Origin of the sequence: Parapedobacter sp. GCM10030251, from assembly GCF_042666505.1 — a bacterium.
Taxonomy (GTDB): domain Bacteria; phylum Bacteroidota; class Bacteroidia; order Sphingobacteriales; family Sphingobacteriaceae; genus Parapedobacter.
In genome coordinates this window covers 1,320,390-1,341,871 of record NZ_JBHTDN010000001.1, presented here as the reverse complement: position 1 = coordinate 1,341,871, position 21,482 = coordinate 1,320,390, and the positions used below count along the sequence as shown (strand labels likewise).

The 21,482-nt window shown below is 46.2% G+C and carries 21 protein-coding genes and 2 pseudogenes; 16 read left to right on the top strand and 7 right to left on the bottom strand.

What is annotated here, in order from left to right:
• Nucleotides 1-71: 71 nt before the first annotated feature.
• Nucleotides 72-173 (top strand): annotated as a pseudogene (locus tag ACFQRK_RS05870) (RteC domain-containing protein); the annotation flags it as partial.
• Nucleotides 174-213: 40 nt separating this feature from the next.
• On the opposite strand, the gene ACFQRK_RS05865 reads toward ACFQRK_RS05870, so the two are convergent.
• Nucleotides 214-1,449, bottom strand: coding sequence for an IS256 family transposase (locus ACFQRK_RS05865; RefSeq protein ID WP_379004575.1), 1,236 nt, complete (start codon nt 1,447-1,449; stop codon nt 214-216).
• Nucleotides 1,450-1,520: 71 nt separating this feature from the next.
• On the opposite strand from ACFQRK_RS05865, the pseudogene ACFQRK_RS05860 reads away from it, so the two are divergent.
• Nucleotides 1,521-2,027, top strand: a pseudogene (locus ACFQRK_RS05860) (RteC domain-containing protein); the annotation flags it as partial.
• A gap of 161 nt (nt 2,028-2,188) precedes the next feature.
• Here the strand turns inward: ACFQRK_RS05860 and ACFQRK_RS05855 are convergent.
• From ACFQRK_RS05855 to ACFQRK_RS05835, 5 genes are all read right to left on the bottom strand, one after another.
• The gene (locus tag ACFQRK_RS05855) at nt 2,189-4,273 is read right to left on the bottom strand and encodes a DNA topoisomerase (RefSeq protein WP_379004574.1); all 2,085 of its coding nucleotides are present in this window, start codon (nt 4,271-4,273) and stop codon (nt 2,189-2,191) included.
• A gap of 101 nt (nt 4,274-4,374) precedes the next feature.
• Nucleotides 4,375-5,817, bottom strand: a complete 1,443-nt coding sequence (locus ACFQRK_RS05850) for a DUF3945 domain-containing protein (RefSeq protein WP_379004572.1) — start codon at nt 5,815-5,817, stop codon at nt 4,375-4,377.
• Nucleotides 5,818-5,877: 60 nt separating this feature from the next.
• The gene (locus ACFQRK_RS05845; protein WP_045755552.1) at nt 5,878-6,213 is read right to left on the bottom strand and encodes a helix-turn-helix domain-containing protein; all 336 of its coding nucleotides are present in this window, start codon (nt 6,211-6,213) and stop codon (nt 5,878-5,880) included.
• 266 nt (nt 6,214-6,479) lie between these two features.
• Nucleotides 6,480-7,328, bottom strand: a complete 849-nt coding sequence (locus ACFQRK_RS05840) for an RteC domain-containing protein (RefSeq protein ID WP_379004570.1) — start codon at nt 7,326-7,328, stop codon at nt 6,480-6,482.
• A 317-nt stretch (nt 7,329-7,645) separates the two neighbouring features.
• A complete protein-coding gene (locus ACFQRK_RS05835; protein WP_379004569.1) occupies nt 7,646-7,930 on the bottom strand; it encodes a LytTR family transcriptional regulator DNA-binding domain-containing protein in 285 nt (94 codons plus the stop codon).
• A 106-nt stretch (nt 7,931-8,036) separates the two neighbouring features.
• Here ACFQRK_RS05835 and ACFQRK_RS05830 point away from each other — a divergent pair, with 106 nt between their 5' ends.
• The 6 genes from ACFQRK_RS05830 to ACFQRK_RS05805 all read left to right on the top strand — a co-directional run bounded on the left by ACFQRK_RS05830 (nt 8,037) and on the right by ACFQRK_RS05805 (nt 12,904).
• On the top strand, nt 8,037-8,447 hold the full coding sequence (locus ACFQRK_RS05830; protein ID WP_379004567.1) for a hypothetical protein: 411 nt from the start codon (nt 8,037-8,039) through the stop codon (nt 8,445-8,447).
• Between the two features lie 141 nt (nt 8,448-8,588).
• Nucleotides 8,589-9,641 (top strand): bifunctional diaminohydroxyphosphoribosylaminopyrimidine deaminase/5-amino-6-(5-phosphoribosylamino)uracil reductase RibD, encoded by a 1,053-nt coding sequence (ribD, locus tag ACFQRK_RS05825; protein WP_379004565.1) that lies wholly within the window; start codon nt 8,589-8,591, stop codon nt 9,639-9,641.
• 11 nt (nt 9,642-9,652) lie between these two features.
• Entirely contained in the window at nt 9,653-10,531 is an 879-nt protein-coding gene (locus ACFQRK_RS05820; protein WP_379004563.1) for an ABC transporter permease, read from the top strand.
• Between the two features lie 14 nt (nt 10,532-10,545).
• Complete coding sequence (locus ACFQRK_RS05815; protein WP_379004562.1) at nt 10,546-11,301, top strand: ABC transporter ATP-binding protein; 756 nt, start codon at nt 10,546-10,548, stop codon at nt 11,299-11,301.
• Between the two features lie 92 nt (nt 11,302-11,393).
• A complete protein-coding gene (locus tag ACFQRK_RS05810) occupies nt 11,394-12,683 on the top strand; it encodes a DUF2851 family protein (RefSeq protein ID WP_379004560.1) in 1,290 nt (429 codons plus the stop codon).
• Nucleotides 12,683-12,904, top strand: a complete 222-nt coding sequence (locus ACFQRK_RS05805; protein WP_229717736.1) for a PspC domain-containing protein — start codon at nt 12,683-12,685, stop codon at nt 12,902-12,904. The genes ACFQRK_RS05810 and ACFQRK_RS05805 overlap by 1 nt, the downstream gene beginning before the upstream one ends.
• Before the next feature lie 3 nt (nt 12,905-12,907).
• Here the strand turns inward: ACFQRK_RS05805 and ACFQRK_RS05800 are convergent, their stop codons facing one another.
• Nucleotides 12,908-13,558, bottom strand: a complete 651-nt coding sequence (locus ACFQRK_RS05800) for an ankyrin repeat domain-containing protein (protein ID WP_379004558.1) — start codon at nt 13,556-13,558, stop codon at nt 12,908-12,910.
• 505 nt (nt 13,559-14,063) lie between these two features.
• On the opposite strand from ACFQRK_RS05800, the gene ACFQRK_RS05795 reads away from it, so the two are divergent.
• From ACFQRK_RS05795 to ACFQRK_RS05760, 8 genes are all read left to right on the top strand, one after another.
• Nucleotides 14,064-15,140, top strand: a complete 1,077-nt coding sequence (locus tag ACFQRK_RS05795; RefSeq protein ID WP_379004556.1) for an NEW3 domain-containing protein — start codon at nt 14,064-14,066, stop codon at nt 15,138-15,140.
• Nucleotides 15,141-15,143: 3 nt separating this feature from the next.
• On the top strand, nt 15,144-16,118 hold the full coding sequence (locus ACFQRK_RS05790) for an ABC transporter ATP-binding protein (protein ID WP_379004555.1): 975 nt from the start codon (nt 15,144-15,146) through the stop codon (nt 16,116-16,118).
• Nucleotides 16,102-17,166 carry an ABC transporter permease gene (locus ACFQRK_RS05785; RefSeq protein ID WP_379004553.1) on the top strand — a complete coding sequence of 355 codons (1,065 nt, stop codon included), beginning with the start codon at nt 16,102-16,104 and terminating at the stop codon, nt 17,164-17,166. Before ACFQRK_RS05790 ends, ACFQRK_RS05785 begins: the two co-directional genes overlap by 17 nt.
• A gap of 107 nt (nt 17,167-17,273) precedes the next feature.
• Nucleotides 17,274-17,849 (top strand): UbiX family flavin prenyltransferase, encoded by a 576-nt coding sequence (locus tag ACFQRK_RS05780; protein WP_379004550.1) that lies wholly within the window; start codon nt 17,274-17,276, stop codon nt 17,847-17,849.
• Between the two features lie 118 nt (nt 17,850-17,967).
• Nucleotides 17,968-19,236 (top strand): dihydroorotase family protein, encoded by a 1,269-nt coding sequence (locus tag ACFQRK_RS05775; protein WP_379004548.1) that lies wholly within the window; start codon nt 17,968-17,970, stop codon nt 19,234-19,236.
• Nucleotides 19,237-19,238: 2 nt separating this feature from the next.
• Nucleotides 19,239-19,916, top strand: coding sequence for a hypothetical protein (locus ACFQRK_RS05770; protein ID WP_379004546.1), 678 nt, complete (start codon nt 19,239-19,241; stop codon nt 19,914-19,916).
• A 21-nt stretch (nt 19,917-19,937) separates the two neighbouring features.
• A complete protein-coding gene (locus ACFQRK_RS05765) occupies nt 19,938-20,519 on the top strand; it encodes a DUF4199 domain-containing protein (RefSeq protein WP_379004545.1) in 582 nt (193 codons plus the stop codon).
• Between the two features lie 6 nt (nt 20,520-20,525).
• Nucleotides 20,526-21,476 carry a glycosyltransferase family 2 protein gene (locus tag ACFQRK_RS05760; RefSeq protein WP_379004543.1) on the top strand — a complete coding sequence of 317 codons (951 nt, stop codon included), beginning with the start codon at nt 20,526-20,528 and terminating at the stop codon, nt 21,474-21,476.
• Nucleotides 21,477-21,482 lie beyond the last annotated feature (6 nt).

Sequence of the window (21,482 nt, the reverse complement as noted above, 5' to 3'; positions counted from 1 at the left end):
TAATCCTTAACCGCTTTGGTGGCGGCATTTTATTGAGAATCGGTGGCGGTGTTTAGGTGATAATTAACAACTACAACGCCGTTTACAAAATCGAGACAAAGAAACCCTATGGTGCAAAGCCCATAAGGAAATACCTCAACAAAGAACTGAAAAAGCTAAAAAGGTTCTTTGAGGTAGTGTAACGCGAACTGTGTCATCCGGATCAACCTATTCCTAAAAGCTATCACGTCCCAGCCTTAGTCTGTCACCAAATTTAATATAGAGTTGCGAAATGGTCAAGCCCCAATTATGGATTGGCATCGTCCATTTCTTGGTAATCTCCCGTATTACCAGATACATCAGCTTCAGGAGTGCCTGCTCGGATGTAAAGGCTCCCTTAGTCTTGGTTATTTTGCGCACCTGCCGGTGCATCCCTTCGATGGGGTTGGTGGTGTAGATCACCCTGCGGACATCCTGATCGTACTCGAAAAACGTGGAGAGGTTGTCCCAGTTATGGAGCCAGGATTTGGCCGTAAGCGGGTATTTCTTCCCCCATTTCTCCTCGAATTCCAGCAGTCGTTCATAGCCCTGCTCGGTGTTGACCGCTTTATAGACCGGCTTGAGGTCGGCCATAACGGCTTTCTTCTCTTTGTCCGGCACGTATTTCATGCTGCTGCGGATCTGGTGCACGATGCATAGCTGCACACGGGTCTGCGGGAAAACCGACGCGATGGCCTCCGGGAATCCTTTCAGGCCATCGATGCAGGCAATCAGGATGTCCTCCACACCGCGCTGTTTCAGGTCGGTCAGCACCGAAAGCCAGAACTTGGCCCCTTCGGTTTCCGACAGATACAGGCCAATCAGGTCCTTGCGGCCATCGGTATCCACCCCAAGGATATTATAGATCGCACGGGTCTCCACCGTCCCGTTGTGGCGGATTTTATAATGCATACAGTCCAGGAATACAAAAGGGTATACCGCATCCAGCGGGCGGTTGCGCCATTCGGTGACCTGCGGAAGTACCGCATCGGTGATACGCGATATTTCCGTGGCCGAAATCTCCATGGCATACATCTCGCGGATGTAATCGCTGATGGCACGTGTACCCATCCCTCTGGCATACATGCTCAGCACATTGCCTTCCAGCTCCTCGGTGATGATCAGCTGCCGCTTGGGAACGATCTTCGGCTCAAAGGAGCCTTCACGGTCACGGCCCGTCTCCAGTTCGAAGCTGCCGCCGCTCATGCTCCTGACTGTTTTTCTGCTCTTGCCGTTGCGGCGGTTGGGCTGACCTGAGGCTTTTTCCTCCTCCAGGTGGTTATTCAGCTCGCCCTCCAGCATCGATTCCAGCAGATGTTTCATCAGTGGTGCGAAAACGCCGTCCGTGCCTCCAGCCTTCTTGCCGGCGTACAACCCTTCCATCGCTTCCTGTTTGAAGCGCTCAAAGTCAAATGGTTCTTTCTCTTTCATTTGTCACTCGGATTTACGAATCTATTGTTTTTTATCCGTTTATCCAGTGACACAGTTTAAGTTACACTCTCTTCTTTGACAACAACCTCGATTTTTATAAGTATTACCGTAGCAATAATTCGTTCCTTGACGAGAAATATTTCGTTCGGAGCAAGCATGATATTAAGCTGTGGTTGGACACTTATTATTTCCAGTCCGACCAGTCCTTTTCATCCTCTCACGATTACAAGGTCGCAAAGATAATTGCCAACGATTTGATACAGGTCTACATCGAAGACCAGTTGTATAACAAATTCAAAAAAAATAAATCGAAAGCCCAAAAGAAGCTGAAATGGACGGGTAGCAAAGTGGCATTGATAGAACTGATTTATGCCCTGCATTACCAAAATGTGTTTGACAACGGAAACAACGATATAAGGGAAGTTGCCCAATACTTTGAAAGTGCCTTTGGCATTGACTTAGGCAATTTCTATCAGACTTACTTGGAATTGAGAAACCGGAAGATGAACCGTACTAAATTCCTTGATGCGCTTCGTGAGGAACTCATCAAGAAAATGGACGAGCAGGACGAAAAGTAGGATTTGGGCGTGCCACCGTCTGCATTTTACCCCCATGTCCAGACTATCGAAAAAATGCAGACGGGTCGGGCTATCCGCTGTATCTTTTGCGGATCTGCGAGGACCACAAAAGGATGTCGCTTCTATCCCTCACGCTGTACGCCGTCCAGAAAACAAAACATTTATTTCCTTTTTGGTTTCCTGTTGTCAAACTCAAAGGAGGTTTCGGCGTTATTGTTCATGACGATATAGGCATTGAATTTCTTGCCCGAATTGCTTTTCATGCCTTTGATAAGGTTGGTCTTTCCTTTGGTCACAAGGCTTTCTATATCGGCAAGGCTCAACGGCACTCCGCACACGGTACGGAATTGAAGCCAGTTGCAAGCCTCATCGGGGCATTTTACAACCTTGTTCCAAACCAATAGCTGACGGCTCTTGCATTTGGGGCAGGTCAGTTCGGGTTGCTTTTCATGGGCAATTCCCGTGTCCAAAAGTTCCCGTGTAATGGAAGTTGCATAGGCTTCCATTACACGCTGAAAAGCACCTGCATCCGCTTCGTTGTTTTCGATTTTCTGCAATGCCATTTCCCATTCGGCGGTCATGGCTACATCGGCAATCTTTTTGTCCTTTACTGCCCTGTAAACCTGCAATCCCTTATCGGTAGGGATAAGGGATTTCTTTTCACGCCGAATGTAATCCCTTTTAAAAAGCGTTTCTATAATGGAGGCTCTTGTGGCAGGTGTACCGATACCGATGTCTTTTAGGGCTTTCCGTTCGTCCTCGTCGTCTATCTCTTTTCCGGCATTTTCCATTGCGGACAACAGACCTGCCTCAGTGTAAAGCACCGGCGGTTTGGTTTTCTTTTCCAGTACGGATGCCTCTTTGATTTTCAGCTCATCGCCAACCTTTAATTCCGGCAGTTCCTGCACAGGCTCGCTGTCCTCATCAGTAAATTTTTCTTTGATGCCACGCCAGCCGGCTTCGATGATTTTACACCCTTTCAATGTAAAATCATAGTGAAAAGCCTGCAATCCGATGTCGGTTATTTTTTTGGTACAGGCAAGTGAAAGGGCTTCCAACAGGCGGTGCGCAATCATATCATAGATAACATTTTCGTGTGCCGTTAATTTAGACGGGATTTTTTCGGTAGTCAGCAGACCGTGGTGGTCTATGACCTTTACGTCATTCACGATGCGTTTATTGAAACGCCCCCATTTTACTTTTCCAACAGCCTTTTTGCAGGAAGCCCGTGCTTCCAAATTCCTTACCAGTGCAGGGATTTCCGACCACATATCTTCGGGGATATACTTGCTCCCTGTACGGGGGTAGGTGATAAATTTCTTTTCATACAGGCTTTGGGCAATGTTCAATGTTTCCTCGGCAGTATAGAAAGCCCTTTTGTTCGCTTCTTTCTGCAATCCCGTTAGGTCGAACAGCAAAGGCGGTTGCTCCGAAACCGTTTTGGTTTCCACCGCCGTAACGGTTGCTGTTCCGATACGCTGAATGGATTTCAGCGTATCGTCAGCAAGTTTCCTGTCATCCCATTTGGTCTTGGAAAGGCTCTTAAAGTCTGTAAATTCTTTTCGGTGTTCCAACTGGATTTGAAAGTATTTCTTGACGGTAAAGTCTTTATTTTCCAAATACCGTTTGCAGATAAGGGCAAGCGTAGGCGTTTGTACTCTACCAAGCGAGTAGACGCCACGCCCTGCCGAAATACTCAACGCCTGCGAGGCATTGATACCGACAAGCCAGTCGGCTTTGCTTCGTACTTGTCCGGCACGGTACAGCCCGTCAAATTCGCTTCCGGCTTTTAAGTTGTCAAAACCCTGTTTAATCGCCTTTTCCGTAAGTGAGCTTATCCATAGACGTTCAAAGGGTTTCCGGCATTTTAGGTATTCATAGATGTACCTAAAGATGAGTTCACCCTCACGTCCGGCATCAGTGGCCACGATAATACTGTCGCAACTGCCGATGACCTGTTCGATAATCTTCAACTGTTTTAACGCTCCGCTATCGGGAACATAGCTTTTTTCCTTTTTTATCTTGCGTACCGTAAGTATAAAAGGGTCGGGCAATATGGGCAGGGCTTCCCTTTGGAAGACCGACACCCCGTAATCTTCGGGCATCGCCAGTCCGACCAAATGACCTAATGCCCACGTAACTTCATAGCCGTTCCCTGTGAGGTAGCCATCCCGTTTTTCGGTCGCTCCCAACAGGGTAGCTATTTCCCTCGCCACACTTGGCTTTTCTGCAATGATTGCTTTCATAATGTTATCTATTTTAATGGATTATGTGGTGAGCATTTCTCTTTGAGAAACCCCTCGTATTCTGTGAGAGGGGATTTCCAAAGAAAATGTTTTTGATGGTATTATCTTCTTACCCCTTTGGATTTAGCCGGACGGTTGGGGTCATTCTGCCGTTGCTGTTGTGCGTTATTTTTCGGCTTTTGTTGCTCCGGTTTCAGAGGCTCGTTGATGTGCTTGGTTGCTTCGTTGGTTTTCCCGTTGGAGTTTACAGCAACCTGTGTTTTGTGCGCCTCGGCAGGCTGTGCCTTATTTTTCAGCGCATTGGGGTTCTTAAAGTTGAAGTTATAATCCCCTGTTTCTTTGTTCAGCGTAACGTAGCCTTTATACGGGTTTCCTTTTCCGTCCTTGAAATCCGAAACGTAAATCGTCTTGCCCTCGGTGAGTTGCTTGTACTGTTCATCCGAAAACACTTTGTTGCGGAACATTTTCGGGTCGTTTTCCTGTGCCTGTTTGGGGGCTTTATCACCAAAAAGAAACTCCGTATATTTTTTGTCGGCGTTGAACTGTACATGGGCATTTTTGTTCGTACTGTTCTTAAAATCCAACCCCTCCAAATAAATGGCTTTCCCATCTTTCAAATCCCGTTTTTGGTCTTCGGTCAATTTTACGCCCTTAATCTCATCGGGTACTTTTATCCTGTCCTGCCGAAATGCGATAACCTCATTCGTTAGGTGGTCGATACTGATAATGGACGGTATCTTTTCGCCTGTCTTGCGGTTGGTCAATTCCACCACACGCCCCATGTTTCCGGTTTTGAGCAGGTTTTCCCTGTCCTCTTTGGTAAACTCGTGACCAAAGAAAGGGGCTTTGAGGTTGGGTTCATGCCGTACACCGTACATCATAAGTACAGGTTTTCCGACTTCACCGTCTTGGAAACCGAGCCTTGCATCCGAGCGCATTATAACCGCACCGAAATTGACACTTGTGGGATATACCTTATTGGTCTTATAGCCCTTTAACAGCAAATCCAATTGCCCGTCTTTTTCAAGCCTCTCTTTGTTTATCCCAAATTGCGCTAAATAATTCCAGTCCACATCTTCCGCCTTATAGCGGTATTCGTTTTTCTCCTGTGCTTGCTGTGTTTCCGGTGTCGCCTGTGGTGCTTCCACATCTTTTTTGGTTTCCTGTTGTTGCTCTTTTGGCTCTTTGACCTCATGCTTTGCCATAACAGCCTCGCCCTCTTTGGTGGGGGCATCGACCTGTTTCTGCATTTCTTTGGCGGTTTCGACCGCTTCCTTTGCAGGTACTTTGAAAAATGAGAAATGGGTCGGGTCTTTAAGCTGTCGCCAAAAGTTGGAGAAGAAATTTGTAAACAAATCTCCGGCTCTGTCCACTCGCATAAATTGGCTTTGGTTTTTCTTGGTGGCATCAACAGTTTTCAGATTGCCGTTTTCGTCAACACCCGTTACTGCTTGGATTTTCTTTTTTTCCTTGTCCATTACCAACAGCACGTCCGAAAGCTGTTCGGGATATTGCTGTGGATTTTCATTTGTCTGTTCGCTCATGATATTGATTATTTAAAGTTTACACTCTCCGAAAGTAACCCATGTAGATACACAACCTGTTTACCCGCCCTTAGACGGCGGTGTTTGTCTCGGATTTTCTTTGGTACGTCTTATGGGGGCTTTGAAACTCTCCCTGATGAACTGGTGTACATCCGATAGCTTGTAGTAAAGTTTTCCGCTAATGGTGTAATACGGTAGCTTACCTGTGGAGCGGTAACGTTGCAAAGAACGGTGACTGATTTTCAGCATTAGGAGCAGGTCTTGGTTGTCCAATAATTCCTCGCCGTCTATGCTGTGGCGTTCTTTCTTGATGTTTAAAACGTACTCTTTCAAAATATCAAAGCGTTCCATGATACGTTGCATCCATGCGATAAATTCCATTCTGTCGATGTTCATAATAATTTCTTTTTAATGATTTCTAACACCACAAAATTGGAGCGATTGGCGCAGGCTGTCGTCCGATACGTGTCTATCAAAAAGGCACTTTTTTCATTTTTTTTCAGTTCAAGTAAAATGCTGTTTTTAGGGGCTTTTCGCACTTTTCAGCAATAGCTCGGCATCCAAATCAATGGATTTGCCGATAGACACATATAGGCAAACGGGCAAAAAAAAGACAGCGCCGATTGATGCTGTCTTTGTTGATGGTAATAGAATACAAAAAATTATAGGTTGTCTTCCCTGTCCATATATTCCTCTAAGCTGTATTTGAGCTGGTCCAAAAACAATGTCCGTGAGCCTGCACGGGTCTTCATCCGGTGGAAGTTGTTATGTATATCGTTCAGTGAGACACGGAACAGGATTTGAAATACCATGCTGATTTTGCGGATGCCTATTTTCCCATGAGAAATAGCATCACAGGCGTATAGTGCATAAATCAATTCTATGAGGGCGTTTTTGGTCAGTGTCCAAAAGAAGTCTTTTGTTTCCTCGTGTTGTAGCAATACATCGGGGTTTTGTTCGGGGCTTAACTTTGTCGTAAGATAATTATAGACTAATTCGTTGGCGATGATTTTCGCAACCTTATAATCAAAGTAGGTAGAAAATTTGGTGTCAATTTCAAACACGAAGCTATTCAGCCCGTCATAGCAGTTGATTTTGCCAAGTGTAAAGTATTGTTCATCTCGGTCTGTTCTGCCGGAACGATAGTAGCGGTAAAAATCGGAATTACAGACATGCTCCGTGTATTCCTGTTTCAGTTCACGTAGGTGCATGGCAAAATAATTTTCATAGATGTTTCCGTTGCTTGCAGGACAGGCAGTCTCTATTCTGAATACTTTGTTGTAATAGATGAGTTTACCAAGAACGGTAGGCTTTATCTGTTTAAAGAAAAGTATTTCGTCTTCTATTGTTTTGAACCCCTCGTTTAAAATATCTTCTTTAATGTCACTAAGAAGTTCTTTCAGATAAATTGTCATCTCATAAGCCTCGTCCATAAAGTCGGAAGCCTCTGCCGATAATTTCTGCTCCTGTTTCTGTATGTCGGAGACTATTTTGTGCAATAGGTGTCTCATAATACTAAAGGTTTAAAATGAAGCGAATTTTACGATTAGTATCGAGCTTTTTTCATGAGACAGGACGAAGTCAGGGAAGATTTTTTTGTAGAAATTATCCCTTACATTTTTAGCTTTCCTACTTTCGTAGGAATTTGAGGCTGTTTAGGTTTAGGTTGATTGCCCCCCACATCATGTTGGTATGGACTGTCTTTAAGTTGGTTTAATCGTCTTAAATCTTCCAAAAAAGAGTTCGAGTTTTGTACCTGTGGGTTCACAAAGCCTCGACGAAAGTCGGGGCTTTGTCGTTTAAGCCGGACGGGTTCGAACAGTTTCGCTCAGGGTATGCGTGCCTCCAAGTCCTTAATTTCGTTGCCAAACTGTATTAATTCGTTCAAACGCTTGAAATCTAGATATTCGAGAAGCTTTTTAAAATCACTCTTTTTCCATTTACGTGGGTCTATTTGCCGAAATAATTCATCCTTTATTGTATCACTAAAGGGAATGGAATGTTTACTGATGAAAATACGGTTTCTTTTGATGGATGTTATTTTGTTGAGGTTGACGACAAATGATTTTTGTACTCGCAAAAACATATCAGTGGGTAAACGCTCTGAAACCAATTAAAGCAGGAGCAGTCCCGCATATACTTCGCTAAAAAGCCCGAGAAAACCGCACTTTAGCGAAGGGCAAGCGGCTACATAGCGGGAGAAGGGCATATAGGGAAAGATGGAATGGAGCATGGATCGCTACGGGGTCATACAGGAGACCGCCTGGAACCCGCTTCGGAGCTCAATGCTAACTCAGTGCATACTCGTTGTTTACTCAATCGCATGGGAGCAAACCAAGGTAGCATCCTGTATGCATCAAGTAAGCATGGAGTATGCACCGAGCTCCCGGGCCATCCCGGCGAAAGGTCCGGCAAGGGCGGAGAAATGCCCACCAAAAGAAATCTTGAAGAATCATGTGTTTGGACCCATGCGAAGGCTCCACCCCGTAGCAGGTTGGACCTCGCTTTATGTATTACGGATTCCGCAGCAGGTATTCGATCTTTTGGGCATGCACGGAATCCACGTTAGAAAAGCAAACGAGGCAGTTTCTTTTGAAAACAGCCTCGAAATGCAGGATGCTGGAAGCTAATTTTTCGGCACCTTCCGAAAATCCGGATTGTAGTTGAAACCCGAGTAAGCCCAGGCAAATTGGGATCGCTTGATCTGTCGAATGTTCTCAATGAGGCTAGTTACGGAACGCCGAATGATACATTTTGATTATGTTTGCAATATGCAAGAGCACGAACTTTACATGCGACGTTGCTTGGAATTGGCACAATTAGGAGCGGGGTCGGTCAGTCCGAACCCGATGGTTGGTGCGGTATTGGTTCATCAGGAACGTATTATAGCGGAAGGTTACCACCGTAAGTTTGGCGGACCGCATGCTGAGGCAGTCGTAATTACGGAAGCACAGCGCCGATATGGTGATGATGCGGCCGAATTATTCCGATCCGCCACGATGTATGTGAGCTTAGAACCCTGCGCGCATTACGGGAAAACCCCACCGTGTGCCAAATTGCTGGCCGACCATCGGGTCGGTCGGGTGGTTATCGGCTGCCGTGATCCATTCGACCAAGTGAATGGACGAGGCATCCAGCTCCTAAAAGAAGCTGGGATTGAGGTAATCGACGGAATACTGGCAAAGGATGCGCTTTGGCTTAACCGCAGATTTGTGACGAGAGTGCAGCAGCAACGGCCGTATATTATCTTAAAATGGGCGCAAACCGCTGATGGATATATGGCGCCTGCGGACGGGACACAACGTTGGATAACAGGCGCCGTAGCAAAGCAGTTGGTACATCGTTGGCGTAGCGAAGAAGACGCCGTGCTAGTGGGCACGAAGACCGCATTGGCCGATCACCCGCAACTTACGGTGAGGGATTGGGTAGGTAGGAACCCAAAACGGATTTTGATAGATAAGCACCTTGCCGTGCCACCGGATTCGGAGTTGTTTGATGGAAGCGCCGAAACCATTGTTTTCAATACCTTGCGATCCGATTGGACGGAGCGGATTAAGTACATTGATGTAGAAGATATGGATTGGTATCTACCGCAGAAGATCGCCTATCAATTGTACTTGATGGATGTGCAGTCGCTTATTGTGGAAGGAGGACGGAAGACGCTTGACCTATTTGTGGAAGCGGGATTGTGGGACGAAGCCCGTGTATTTACCTCTCGTGATACATGGGGTGGTGGGATCCCCTCGCCGATATTGCACTCGGTCACATTGGAAAGCCGGGTTATCGGGCCGGATCGTTTGGATATTTATTACCGAAATCACTAGTAGATCGTACAATGGATTTTTACTTGGCAGCAATCATCCAGGCCATGTGCTTTGGCCCTTTGGTAATCGGTCTTTTTCTTTCCATGAAGATATTTAACATTCCCGATATTACGACGGACGGAAGCTATACATTGGGCGCGGTGATCACAGCTGTGGGATTGATTAATGGATTTCCTGCAATAGCGACCTTATTTTTTGCGCTGGCTGGTGGCGCGTTGGCCGGAAGTTGTACGGCATTGATTCACAACCGACTTCATATTCACGCATTGCTTGCGGGGATATTGGTGATGACTGCGTTGTATTCGATCAATCTGGTGCTATTGGGGCGATCAAACATGCCTTTACTTAGCTATCCGGATATCTTTTCTATTTTCGGTGTATTTGCAAGACAGGATTATAATATACTGTCTGTGCTGTTGATAACGTTGTCTGCTTTGTTTTTGGTAATGAGCTATTTACTCCGGAGTGATTTTGGTATCGCAATGCGGGCAACGGGGGATAGCGAGCCTATGATACGCGCGCAGGGGGTTAACACTTCGCGGATGAAAGTATACGGCCTTGCGATATCCAACGCGTTGGTCGCCTGCAGTGGGTCACTGATGGCTCAATTTCAAGGGTTTGCCGATATTAATATGGGGATAGGCATTGTTATCAGTGGCTTGGGTGCCGTGATTATCGGAGATACCGCAATTAATTTTCTGAAGATCCGCTCGATTTCAGTAATGTTGGCTTGTGTGCTTATGGGTGTGATTATCTTCCAATTGATTTTGGCTACAGCGCTCCGGATAGGCGTTGATGCAAATCTGCTGAAACTGACGACATCATTATTGGTTTTGTTGATCGTTGCTTTGCCGAGAATGGGCGGTGTCTTGCAGTTCAGTAAGCGTTAATTGACTGAAATACCATGCTTGATTTTCAACATATAACAAAAGTATTCAATGCGGGAAAAGCAACTGAAGTGACAGCCATTAACGATATAACTCTTCAACTGGAACCACGGAGTTATACCGTGCTGGTAGGTGCTAACGGCTCCGGGAAGAGCACATTGCTGAATCTGATCGCTGGTAATACCTATGTGGATACGGGAATTATTCGGTTACATGGTAAGGAAATACAACGGTTGCCGGACTATCGGCGAAGCAGATGGGTAGCCCGTGTCTTCCAGAATCCGCTGATCGGTACCGCGGCGTCACTGTCCATATTGGATAATTTTCGAATGGCGTCGCTTCGCAGGTCGCGAAAGTGGGTAAAATTGGGAGCGGACCGCCTATTCACGCAGTTGGTGCGAGACAAGGTATCGACACTGGGGATGGGGCTTGAAAACAAGTTGGCACAACCCATGGGTACATTAAGTGGTGGTCAGCGGCAAGCGCTTACTTTATTGATGACGGTAATGGCTGACGTCGATATCCTGCTGCTTGATGAACCGTCCGCGGCGTTAGACCCTCGTTCTGCCAGGAAGGTCATGGAGATTGCCGATCGGATTATACGGGAAAATAAATTGACTGCTTTGTTGGTGACCCACAACATTGGGGAAGCATTACGCTACGGTTCACGCTTGATTCAGATGGAAAGTGGACGTATCGTCCGCGATTATGATCAGCGTGCCAAGTCTGAACTCAGCCAAACGGAGGTTGTCTCTTGGTTCGACTATTATTAGAACTAAAACCTTACGGTCGGCATTTGTTGTAATCCGTTGTCTGTTTAAGACAAAATAAATACCTTTGTCATAGTAACCTATGAACCGGATATATGACCTTACCCGAAAAATTGCTGCATTTCATTTGGAGGTACCGTTTATATCGTACCGTGCGTCTGTCAACTGTGTCAAAAAAAAACCTGTCGATACGGGATACGGGCTATCAAAATCATCACGCAGGTCCGGATTTTCTCGCCGCTCGGATACGGATCGGCGATACCGAATGGGCCGGAAGCGTAGAGATTCATCTGCGAGCGTCTGAGTGGAATACACATCGGCATCATCGCGACAAAGCATACAACAACGTAATACTGCATGTGGTATATGAGGATGACAAAATCATTTGCCGAGAAGATGGCACCTTCCCTGAAACGCTGGTGCTGAAACCGCTGATTCCGAAATACGTCTTGTCGAACTACCGCGATCTGATGAGCGGTATGTATTGGATTCCCTGCGAGAAACTGGTTCATCGGATACCGGGATTTCACCGGTCACAATGGCTATCCCGTTTGCTTATTGAGCGCTTTGAATATAGAGTTTCCGCTATTTATGAGCTGTTATCGGAACAACAGGGAAATTGGGAGGCTACGTGCTATCTCTGGGCCGCCCGCAGCTTCGGATTTAAGGTCAACGCTGAACCGTTTGAACAGCTCGCCCGAAGTCTCCCGTTGACTATTCTGGCAAAGTATAGACATAGCCAGCAAAATATAGAAGCCTTGTTTTTTGGGCAGGCAGGCTTGCTGGAACAACCGGCGTTTGCGGATACATATCCTCGTAAACTACAACAAGCGTACAACTACCTTCGTCGGCTTCATGCATTGACTCCCTTAGACGCATCCTCCTGGAAATTCTTGCGTACACGTCCGGGCAATTTTCCTTCGATTCGGATTGCGCAATTTGCGGCGTTGTATATTCGGACAGTTCATCTATTTGCTGCTTTGACCGACGCGGAGAATACCAATCAATTAAAAGCAATATTTCGTGAACTACCCGTCAATCGGTACTGGGCAGGCCATTATCGTTTTGATGTGCCCTCGTCCCGGCATGGTTTTCAACTGGGAATGCAATCCATTGATAACCTGTTGATCAACATGGCATCTGGTATATTATTTGCTTATGGTAAATATGTCGGCAAAGAAATGTATATTTACCGGGCTGTTACCCTTTTGGAGGGCTTAAAAACGGAGAAAAATTCGGTTTTAATGCGCTTTTCAACGTTGGGTATTCGTGCGGAACATGCGGCCGAATCGCAGGCTTTGTTACAAATGAAGTCGTTTTATTGCGATAGGAAGCGGTGTTTGGAATGTGGGATAGGGCTGCAATTGATAAAAAATAACGAATAATGATAAAGCGAATTCTTTTGTTCTTTGAACAGCGTTCTTTCGGTGTATGTACATACATCGGTGAGCGTTTGGGTATATCGATATCTAAACTTCGCCTATTTTTTATTTACACATCCTTTCTCGCGGTTGGTTTTCCAATTATCTTCTACTTCTTGGCGGGTATCGTATTGGATTTCCGGAATTATATCAAACGCATGCGCCATCGGCTTTGGGACTTTTGATAGTCATGCCCTTAAGATTTCGGCGATTTCAACGTGCCCCTTTTCAGCTGCCAGATCGGATGCAGTTTTGCCCATGTCATTTTTGATTTCCACCCGCGCGCCGCTTTCCAATAGTAAAATGATGAGATCGATGTTCCCGTTTTGTGCCGCAAGATGTAGGGGGCTTGTTCGCGATGCCTGCAATACATTTACTTCCGCACCGGCTTCGAGAAGCATTTTGGCTATGCCGTCAAAGTTCGAACTGATAGCGGTGTGTAGGGGATAGACATTGTACCCATTTTGGGATTGAATATTGGGATCGGCGTGCTTCGTCAGTAGGTAGCGGACAACATCTTCATTGCCAAAATGTGTAGCTAGACCAAGCGGTGTAAATCCATGGTCTGAAACCACGTCTATTAAGTCGGGATGGTCTTCAATCATCGCTTGAACCTGCTCCAACTGGGCGGCAGCGGCTGCTTCGTGGATAGTAAGTTCGTCTAAATGCTTCAATAATACCTTTACAATCTGTGGTTTATTATAGTAACATGCTAATAGGAGGGGAGAGATGTCGTGGCTTGTTTTTTGTCTACTCAAGCTCGGGTTGCCGTTCAATAAATCATCAATGGCGCGACCATTACCGGTCTCGATATACTCTTCCAGTTGACTAAGACTCATTTCTTTAATCTATCTAATCTATACTTCAAAATTACGCACGACGAATTAACTAAAAAAAAACCAAACCTGCATGAATGCTATCGCTCTTTTTCTTGTAGTATTACGTCTACAAAAACTTTTTTTAAACGAATAAATGTTTTGTATCCTCATTCTTAGCTGTACTTTTGTAATGCCCTCCCAAAGGGCATGTTTTTCATAGGTAGATGTAGGGTCGAATATTCAATTATTCGGCCCTTTTTTTTAACCGTAATTTTTCCCATAATTTACACCTTTAGCAACGTTTTTTAGAGGCTAATAGGTTGCTTTTGAGGAGTTCGGTGACCGAAATGTTAAAAAATGTAAAATCGTTTTTTCGACTTTTTCGATTTTCTAATTTTGCCTGTACTGCTTATCATTTCTAAATTAGTTCAATTTTGTTATGTTAACACGTGCCATTACTTTACCTAAAGTTTTTATTTTACTGTTGTGCTTTTGCGGAGTGGTCCCGATTAAGGGAATTCAGAAGATGGGCATTGCTCAGAGCATGACCCTTTATACTCCGTATACAAAAATTTCGGTTCCCCCCGGAGAATCCATTGATTATTCCGTCGATGTGATCAACAATGGAAGTAGTGTAAGAACCGCAGAAATTGTCGTGGAAGGATTGCCAGAAGGGTGGTCCTATGAGCTCAAATCTGGAGGCTGGACGGTCGGGCAGATTTCCGTATTGCCGAGGGAAAAAAAGAATTTCTCTTTCAAAGTACAAGTCCCGTACCGTGTGGACAAAGGGATTTATCGCTTCCAGTTGGTAGCCAAAGGAATTAACCAATTGCCGTTGACCGTGGAAATCTCGGAACAGGGTACATTTAAATCGGAGTTTAACACGGACCAAGCCAACATGGAGGGGGCGGCTAACTCAACATTTACCTTCAACTCGACCCTCAGAAATCCCTCGAGCGAAGAGCAGGTTTATGGGCTGCGAGCTCAGGTACCGCAGGGATGGAATGCGTTATTCAGGGCAAACGGCAAACAGGTTTCGTCGGTAAATGTAGGCGCTAACCAAACCCAGAACATCACCATCGAATTGGATCCACCGGACCACTTGGGTGCAGGCAGCTACAAAATACCTGTGGTAGCGGCTACCAGCGGCATGTCGTCCGATCTGGAATTGGAAGTTGTCATCACAGGCTCCTATAATTTGGAGCTAACCACACCTACAGGGAAGCTGAGCACATCGATTACTGCTGGCAGTGAGGAGAAGGTGGAACTGTTGGTGAAAAATACGGGGTCGGCGCCATTGAAAAATATCGAAATGAAATCCTCCGCTCCCGTAGATTGGGCTGTATCGTTCGAACCCAGTAAAATTGATGTAATTGCCCCGGGGCAGCATGCACAGGTGTTCGCTACCATTAAAGCCAGCCGGAAATCCGTTGCGGGAGACTATGTGGCAAACTTGGAAGCTAAAACGCCGGAGAAATCATCAACCGCATCTTTTAGATTATCCGTACGGACACCGTTACTTTGGGGATGGCTGGGTATCCTGATTATCGTCGGTGCATTAGGTGGCGTGTATTATTTGTTCCGCAAATACGGAAGGAGGTAGCCCGTGAACCAACCCATTATCCAACTTGAGGGCCTGACCAAGAAATACGGTGATTTTGTGGCAGTAGATCACCTCGATTTGTCAATCCGGAAAGGAGAGATTTTTGGATTGCTTGGGCCAAACGGTGCTGGAAAGTCGACGACCATTTTGATGATGCTCGGGCTTACCGAGCCTACATCCGGGTGTGTAAAAGTTTGTGGAATCGACTCTACGGTACATCCCATCGATGTAAAGCGTCGGGTAGGGTACTTGCCGGACGATGTAGGTTTTTACGAACAACTGAGTGGCCGCGAAAACCTGTTATATACAGCGAGGCTCAACGGCTTTTCGTGGCCAGAAGCGAGACGGCGCGTGGATGCGCTTCTCCAACGTATCGGATTGCAGGATGCGTCGGAGAAAAAAGCAGGTAAATATTCACGGGGTATGCGTCAGCGTTTGGGGCTGGCCGATGTTCTGGTTAAAAATCCAGAAGTCATCATATTGGACGAACCGACACTCGGAATAGACCCCATCGGTGTGCGGGAGTTTCTCGATCTGATTGTAACCCTTAGCCGCGAAGAGCACATTACGGTTTTGCTCTCGTCGCATCACCTTCATCAAGTACAGCAGGTATGCGATCGGGTCGGTATATTCGTCGCGGGGAAGTTGCTTGCCCAAGGAAATGTCATGGAGCTGTCTCAAGCCTTGTTCTCCGACCAAGAACCCTACATCGTTGAGGCTGAAATTGAAGGAACCACGGTAGTCGGAACAGGGGATGCCTTAGAATCCCGGCTCTTGGAATTGAAAGGTGTAGTTTCTGTCCGCATAAAAAACGAGCGACTCTACGTAGGGGGTGTACGGGACGTAGCCGCAGAGGTGGCGCGTATTGTCGTCCATGCGGGTTTTGCATTGAAGTACCTGCATACCAAAGAATACGGTCTCGACGATATCTATACAAAATACTTCGAAGGAGGGGAGGTCTATGGAAAAACTGCATAATATTGTCCGCCAATTGAAAGCTACCCCATGGATTGCGCAGGCAATAGCATCTTTGGATCGCTACATGAAAAAGCGACAGGAGCGAAGGGCATTGACCGTCAGTCACCCCTTTTGGGTGATCGTTCAAAAGGAGATCTCGGACCATGTACTAAGCTGGCGCTTTAATGTTTTGCTATTCCTTATTCTTCTGACCTGTTTTGGGTCGTTGTATACGTCCATAACAAATCTGGTGGAAGAAACCCGGGAAGCCAGCGATGCAGACGATCCTTTTTTCTTTTTGAAACTATTTACATTGTCGGACGGTTCCCTGCCACCTTTCCATGTTTTTATAGGGTTTCTGGGGCCTTTGTTGGGAATAGGACTCGGTTTTGATGCCATCAACTCCGAGCAGAACTCGGGTACATTAAGCCGGATCATGGCCCAGCCGATCCATCGCGACTACCTGATCAATGCCAAGTTTATCGCCGCACTCCTGGTTATTGGCGTCATGTTTTTTGCCCTGGGCTTTTTAGTCATGGGATTCGGCATGTTTATCATTGGCATTCCGCCAACTGTAGAGGAATTTTTAAGGATTGTTTGCTTTCTGTTATTGAGCGTGCTGTATGTGGCATTTTGGCTGAACCTATCGGTTTTTTTATCCATTCGCTTTCGGCAGGCAGCAACATCTGCGCTTACCGCTATCGCCGTATGGCTGTTCTTTACCGTTTTTTATCAGATTATCGCCAATCTGGTAGCGCGGGCGCTAATGCCTTCTCTAGCGGTCTCGCCTCAACAGATTGTTAGTTATCAGCAGTTTATCGTAAACCTGATGCGAATTGTGCCTAGTCAACTCTATACGGATGCCACCACCACGTTACTGGTGCCGTCTGTTAGAAGTTTAGGGCCATTGACCATGGAACAAGCATACGGTGCTATACCGAGTCCGCTGCCTCTGGGACAGAGCCTGCTCCTGGTATGGCCGCAATTGACCGGGTTAATCGCGGCGACGGTAGTATGCTTTGCCCTATCTTACGTTTCTTTCATGCGGAAAGAAATCCGCTCCCGTTGAGTTGGCATGTTGGATGCAGGTGTCATTAGCCCGTGGTTATTGCCACGGGCTATTTGCATTTAAAAGGCCAGTTGCCTAAGTTTGGCAAATATTCACGAGTATAAGGTATGCCAAAAAAAATCGTCGTAGCCATCACCGGAGCAAGTGGCTCCATCTATGCAAAAGTATTGCTTGACAAGCTGATGGCTTTTCGAAATCAACTCGATGCAATCGGGGTGGTGATGTCTGATAATGCTAAAGATGTCTGGAAATTTGAGTTGGGTAACGACGATTATGCAAAATACCCTTATTCATTTTATGAAAAGAATGATTTTTATGCGCCATTCGCATCCGGATCGGCTAAGTTTGATACGATGATTGTCTGTCCGTGTTCAATGGGCACGCTGGCGAGAATTGCTGCGGGCATTTCGTCCGACTTGACCAGTAGAGCAGCGGATGTGATTTTGAAAGAGCGCAGAAGACTTATCTTGGTTCCGAGGGAAACGCCGTTGAGTAACATTCATTTGCGAAACATGCAAATCGTTACCGATGCGGGTGGCATTATCTGCCCGGCGAGCCCATCGTTTTATAGCCTGCCCCGTGATTTTGAAGCCTTGGTATCCACCGTGATCGACCGGGTGATGGAGTTGGCCGGACTGGAATCTGGGGGTTACGAATGGGGAAATCCGTATTTTCAAAAATAAATAGTTGCATTGCTATCGATTTTGTACTTTTGTTCTTTAATGAAAGTACACGCTACCGTAATTCCATTAAAAATCAACTTTCCGGTCTTATTAGCACCTATTTCGTCTTATTACGTACATGGATAATTTACTCATTAAATCTGCTCAGATTATCTTCCCAAGCACTCCTTTCCACGGAAAAAAATGGGATGTGTTATTGGAAAAAGGGGTGGTCGTCAAGATTGCGGAGCAAATCGAAGGCGACAGGGATGATTTCAATGCTTTCGACGCGGAAGGTCAGTATCTGGTGCCGGGGTTTTTCGATATGAATGTCAACTTTGGCGAGCCCGGCTTAGAAACGAAAGAGGATATCCTATCGGGTTCAGCGGCAGCCCTGGCGGGGGGAGTAACCGGTGTCGCTGTTCATCCCAACACACATCCACCGGTACACAGCCGGTCTGAAGTAGCGCTGATTGTCAATCGGGCTGCATCGTTGCCGGTTGATGTGCATCCCATAGGTACGGTCAGCAAAAAGCGCGAGGGCAGTGAGCTGGCCGAACTGTACGACATGAAGTTGGCGGGTGCCGTGGCTTTTTGCGATGGAGACAGGCCCGTACAGCAAGCGGGATTGATGAGCCGGGCGCTGTTATATAGTAAAGGGTTTGGAGGGCTGATTATTTCATATCCGGAGGATGCTTCAGTGGCTGCGGGAGGCAAAATGAACGAGGGGCCGATAAGTACATATCTGGGGATGAAGGGGAATCCCAATATGGCTGAAGCGTTAATGGTGGCGCGCGACCTCTATCTCGCTGAATACAATGATGCTCGGATACACTTTACCACCATCAGCACCGCCGAAAGCGTGGCACTTATACGGGAAGCCAAGAAGAGAGGGGCGCGGGTAACGTGTGACGTAGCCGTCCATCATCTGATCATGACCGATCAGTTAATCGCTGGTTTTGATAGCAACTACAAAGTGAGCCCTCCGTTGCGGACTCAGACCGACGTCAAGGCGTTACTTGACGGGTTGAACGACGACACGATCGATGCCATTGTTTCTCAGCACACGCCGCATGAAATTGAATACAAAAACGTCGAATACCAAATCGCAGCGGATGGAATAATTGGCTTGCAAACCTTGTTACCACTGGCGCTCGAGGCGGGACTGACGGTTGATCGGTTGGTCGATAAATTGGCGGTAGGGCCTCGGCGTGTGTTGGAGATACCCCAGCCGGAGTTCGGCGAACAGGTCCAGGGTAATTTTATCCTGTTCGATGCCGAAAAGACGTGGCGGTTTGATTCCGAATCCAATCGTTCTAAATCGAGTAACAGTCCTTTGCTGGGGAAAGAGCTGAAAGGGAAAGTAACAATGGTCATCAACAAACGTCAAATTATAAACACACAATAATCATGGACGTTTATATTTCGCACGCACTCGAAGCTTGCATACAGTCGTATAGCTCGATAAAGCAGACAAAGGGAAGCGATTTGCTTCGCCGGCTCGCTGAGATTTTTGCAGGAGACCGGGCGTATCTGGAGAAAGTCTCGTTGATGGACGAGGCATTTGATGATCATCCGCAATTTGAAGAGCTTCGGGAAATCCTGTTCGACTTGCTGCTGTTGAATTTCTTCGCTGCTGACGTGGAAAAATTAGAAGGCGATTACCTGGAATCAGAAGAATGGGAAGATATCGAGAATCAAACCATCGATCGGGGAACGGAACTGCTGAATGTGCTGCTCTATTTGAGGGAATGTTTCGATGAACAGATCGAACCTCAGCTGGACGATTATTTAAGGGAGTTTTTGCTGGTGGACGAAGATGAGTTTCAGGATGAACACCGCATCTATGAGCCGGTGATCGCGCATCAGATTCTGGTAGATAGTTCTTACGAAGAAATCGCCAAAGTCGCCCGAAAGATCGCGCCCGAACAGGAATTGGCCGAGTTATTTTATCCCATGATGGGATTCTTTTACGAGCAGCATCCGACAACTGAAGATTTGGAAGTCTATCTCCATCACAGTGCAAACCCAGCCTTTGACCGGGCCGTATATCAGCTATTAGTTCATTATTCCCGTAGGTATTCTTGAATCATCAAATCACAATTCATCATGGAACAGCAAGCATTTGAAAGTCAGATAAAAAAAGAGGGAGCGTCTTTGGGAATCTATCTCGGAGGCATCAGCGCTGCGTTGGGGATACTTATGCTTTATTGGCTGGTGTCCTCGTCATCATTTATCGTCACTTCGTTCGGGTCAATATCGATGTATGTAGTGTTGCTCATTATAACCCTTTTGTTTTGTATTCGTCTGCGGAAAAGCGTAGGGGGTTATTGGACGTTCAAACAGGCTCTAATCGGTATATTTGTCATGCTTTTTATTGCCTGGGCAATTTCTTCGGCGGTCAGTTTACTGTTTGAGCAATTTGTTGAACCGGGTATCCAGGAGCGTTTGCTAATGAACGTCCAGAACAATACAATCGTGTTCATGGAGAATCAGGGAATGGCTGACGACCAGATAGACAAAGCGACCGAGCAACTCGACAAGGCGATTGAGGATGCGGCAAATATGACATGGGGACAACGTTTAAAGTCGTACGCCATAATGATTATTATCACATTTGTGGTAGCGATGATTTTTGCTACAATTTTTAAGCGTTCGAAGCCGATGTTTGCACCGATAGAAGAGGAGTAGCCGGTGATGGATATTTCAATTGTCGTCCCTTTGTATAACGAGGTTGATTCACTGCCGGAGCTAACGGCTTGGATCAGGCGCGTAATGGACGAGCATCGGTTCACCTACGAAATTATCCTGGTGGACGACGGCAGCACCGACGGATCATGGATGGTTATTGAGGGACTAAAGGCAATGAACCCTAAAATAACGGCGGTGAAATTCCGTCGGAATTACGGGAAATCTGCCGCACTCAACGTCGGTTTTGCGGCTGCCCAAGGCGATGTAGTTATCACCATGGATGCGGATCTACAGGATAGCCCAGATGAAATACCTGAGCTGTACCGACGTATAATCCACGAGGACTTTGATTTAGTATCCGGATGGAAACAACAGCGTCATGATCCACCTAGCAAAACCATTCCCACAAAGCTTTTTAATTCAGTAACCCGGAGCATGTCGGGTATCCATAACCTCCATGATTTTAATTGCGGTCTCAAAGCATATAAAAAGGAAGTAGTTAAAAGTATTGAAGTTTACGGGGAAATGCACCGATATATTCCGGTTATTGCAAAATGGGCGGGGTTCAAGCGAATCGATGAACAGGTGGTGCAGCACTATCCGCGCAAATACGGAAAAACGAAATTCGGTCCGGGAAGGTTTATCAAAGGTTTTTTAGATCTGCTCTCTATCTTTTTTGTCGGTAAATTCGGAAAGCGGCCCATGCATTTTTTTGGGACGATGGGCGTATTGAGTTTTTTTGCCGGATTTGTAATTGCCATATGGCTTATTGTTGAGAAACTGGTCAGCATCGCCAATCAAAGTCCTTATCGCAATGTTACTGAACAACCACTTTTTTTCTTTGCATTGATAGCGATTGTGATTGGAACACAGTTGTTTCTTACAGGTTTTATAGCTGAATTGGTCTCCCGTAGCAGTGCCGAACGTAATAACTATCAGATCGAGAAAGTCATTTAATGGCAA

Coding starts and splice junctions, on each gene's coding strand:
- ribD (WP_379004565.1), top strand. CDS start 8,589: ATGCAAGAGCACGAACTTTACATGCGACGTTGCTTGGAATTGGCACAA.
- ACFQRK_RS05770 (WP_379004546.1), top strand. CDS start 19,239: ATGGACGTTTATATTTCGCACGCACTCGAAGCTTGCATACAGTCGTAT.
- ACFQRK_RS05795 (WP_379004556.1), top strand. CDS start 14,064: ATGGGCATTGCTCAGAGCATGACCCTTTATACTCCGTATACAAAAATT.
- ACFQRK_RS05815 (WP_379004562.1), top strand. CDS start 10,546: ATGCTTGATTTTCAACATATAACAAAAGTATTCAATGCGGGAAAAGCA.
- ACFQRK_RS05855 (WP_379004574.1), bottom strand. CDS start 4,273: ATGAAAGCAATCATTGCAGAAAAGCCAAGTGTGGCGAGGGAAATAGCT.
- ACFQRK_RS05830 (WP_379004567.1), top strand. CDS start 8,037: ATGGAATGGAGCATGGATCGCTACGGGGTCATACAGGAGACCGCCTGG.
- ACFQRK_RS05850 (WP_379004572.1), bottom strand. CDS start 5,817: ATGAGCGAACAGACAAATGAAAATCCACAGCAATATCCCGAACAGCTT.
- ACFQRK_RS05810 (WP_379004560.1), top strand. CDS start 11,394: ATGACCTTACCCGAAAAATTGCTGCATTTCATTTGGAGGTACCGTTTA.
- ACFQRK_RS05800 (WP_379004558.1), bottom strand. CDS start 13,558: ATGAGTCTTAGTCAACTGGAAGAGTATATCGAGACCGGTAATGGTCGC.
- ACFQRK_RS05775 (WP_379004548.1), top strand. CDS start 17,968: ATGGATAATTTACTCATTAAATCTGCTCAGATTATCTTCCCAAGCACT.
- ACFQRK_RS05845 (WP_045755552.1), bottom strand. CDS start 6,213: ATGAACATCGACAGAATGGAATTTATCGCATGGATGCAACGTATCATG.
- ACFQRK_RS05805 (WP_229717736.1), top strand. CDS start 12,683: ATGATAAAGCGAATTCTTTTGTTCTTTGAACAGCGTTCTTTCGGTGTA.
- ACFQRK_RS05765 (WP_379004545.1), top strand. CDS start 19,938: ATGGAACAGCAAGCATTTGAAAGTCAGATAAAAAAAGAGGGAGCGTCT.
- ACFQRK_RS05865 (WP_379004575.1), bottom strand. CDS start 1,449: ATGAAAGAGAAAGAACCATTTGACTTTGAGCGCTTCAAACAGGAAGCG.
- ACFQRK_RS05785 (WP_379004553.1), top strand. CDS start 16,102: ATGGAAAAACTGCATAATATTGTCCGCCAATTGAAAGCTACCCCATGG.
- ACFQRK_RS05820 (WP_379004563.1), top strand. CDS start 9,653: ATGGATTTTTACTTGGCAGCAATCATCCAGGCCATGTGCTTTGGCCCT.
- ACFQRK_RS05760 (WP_379004543.1), top strand. CDS start 20,526: ATGGATATTTCAATTGTCGTCCCTTTGTATAACGAGGTTGATTCACTG.
- ACFQRK_RS05780 (WP_379004550.1), top strand. CDS start 17,274: ATGCCAAAAAAAATCGTCGTAGCCATCACCGGAGCAAGTGGCTCCATC.
- ACFQRK_RS05840 (WP_379004570.1), bottom strand. CDS start 7,328: ATGAGACACCTATTGCACAAAATAGTCTCCGACATACAGAAACAGGAG.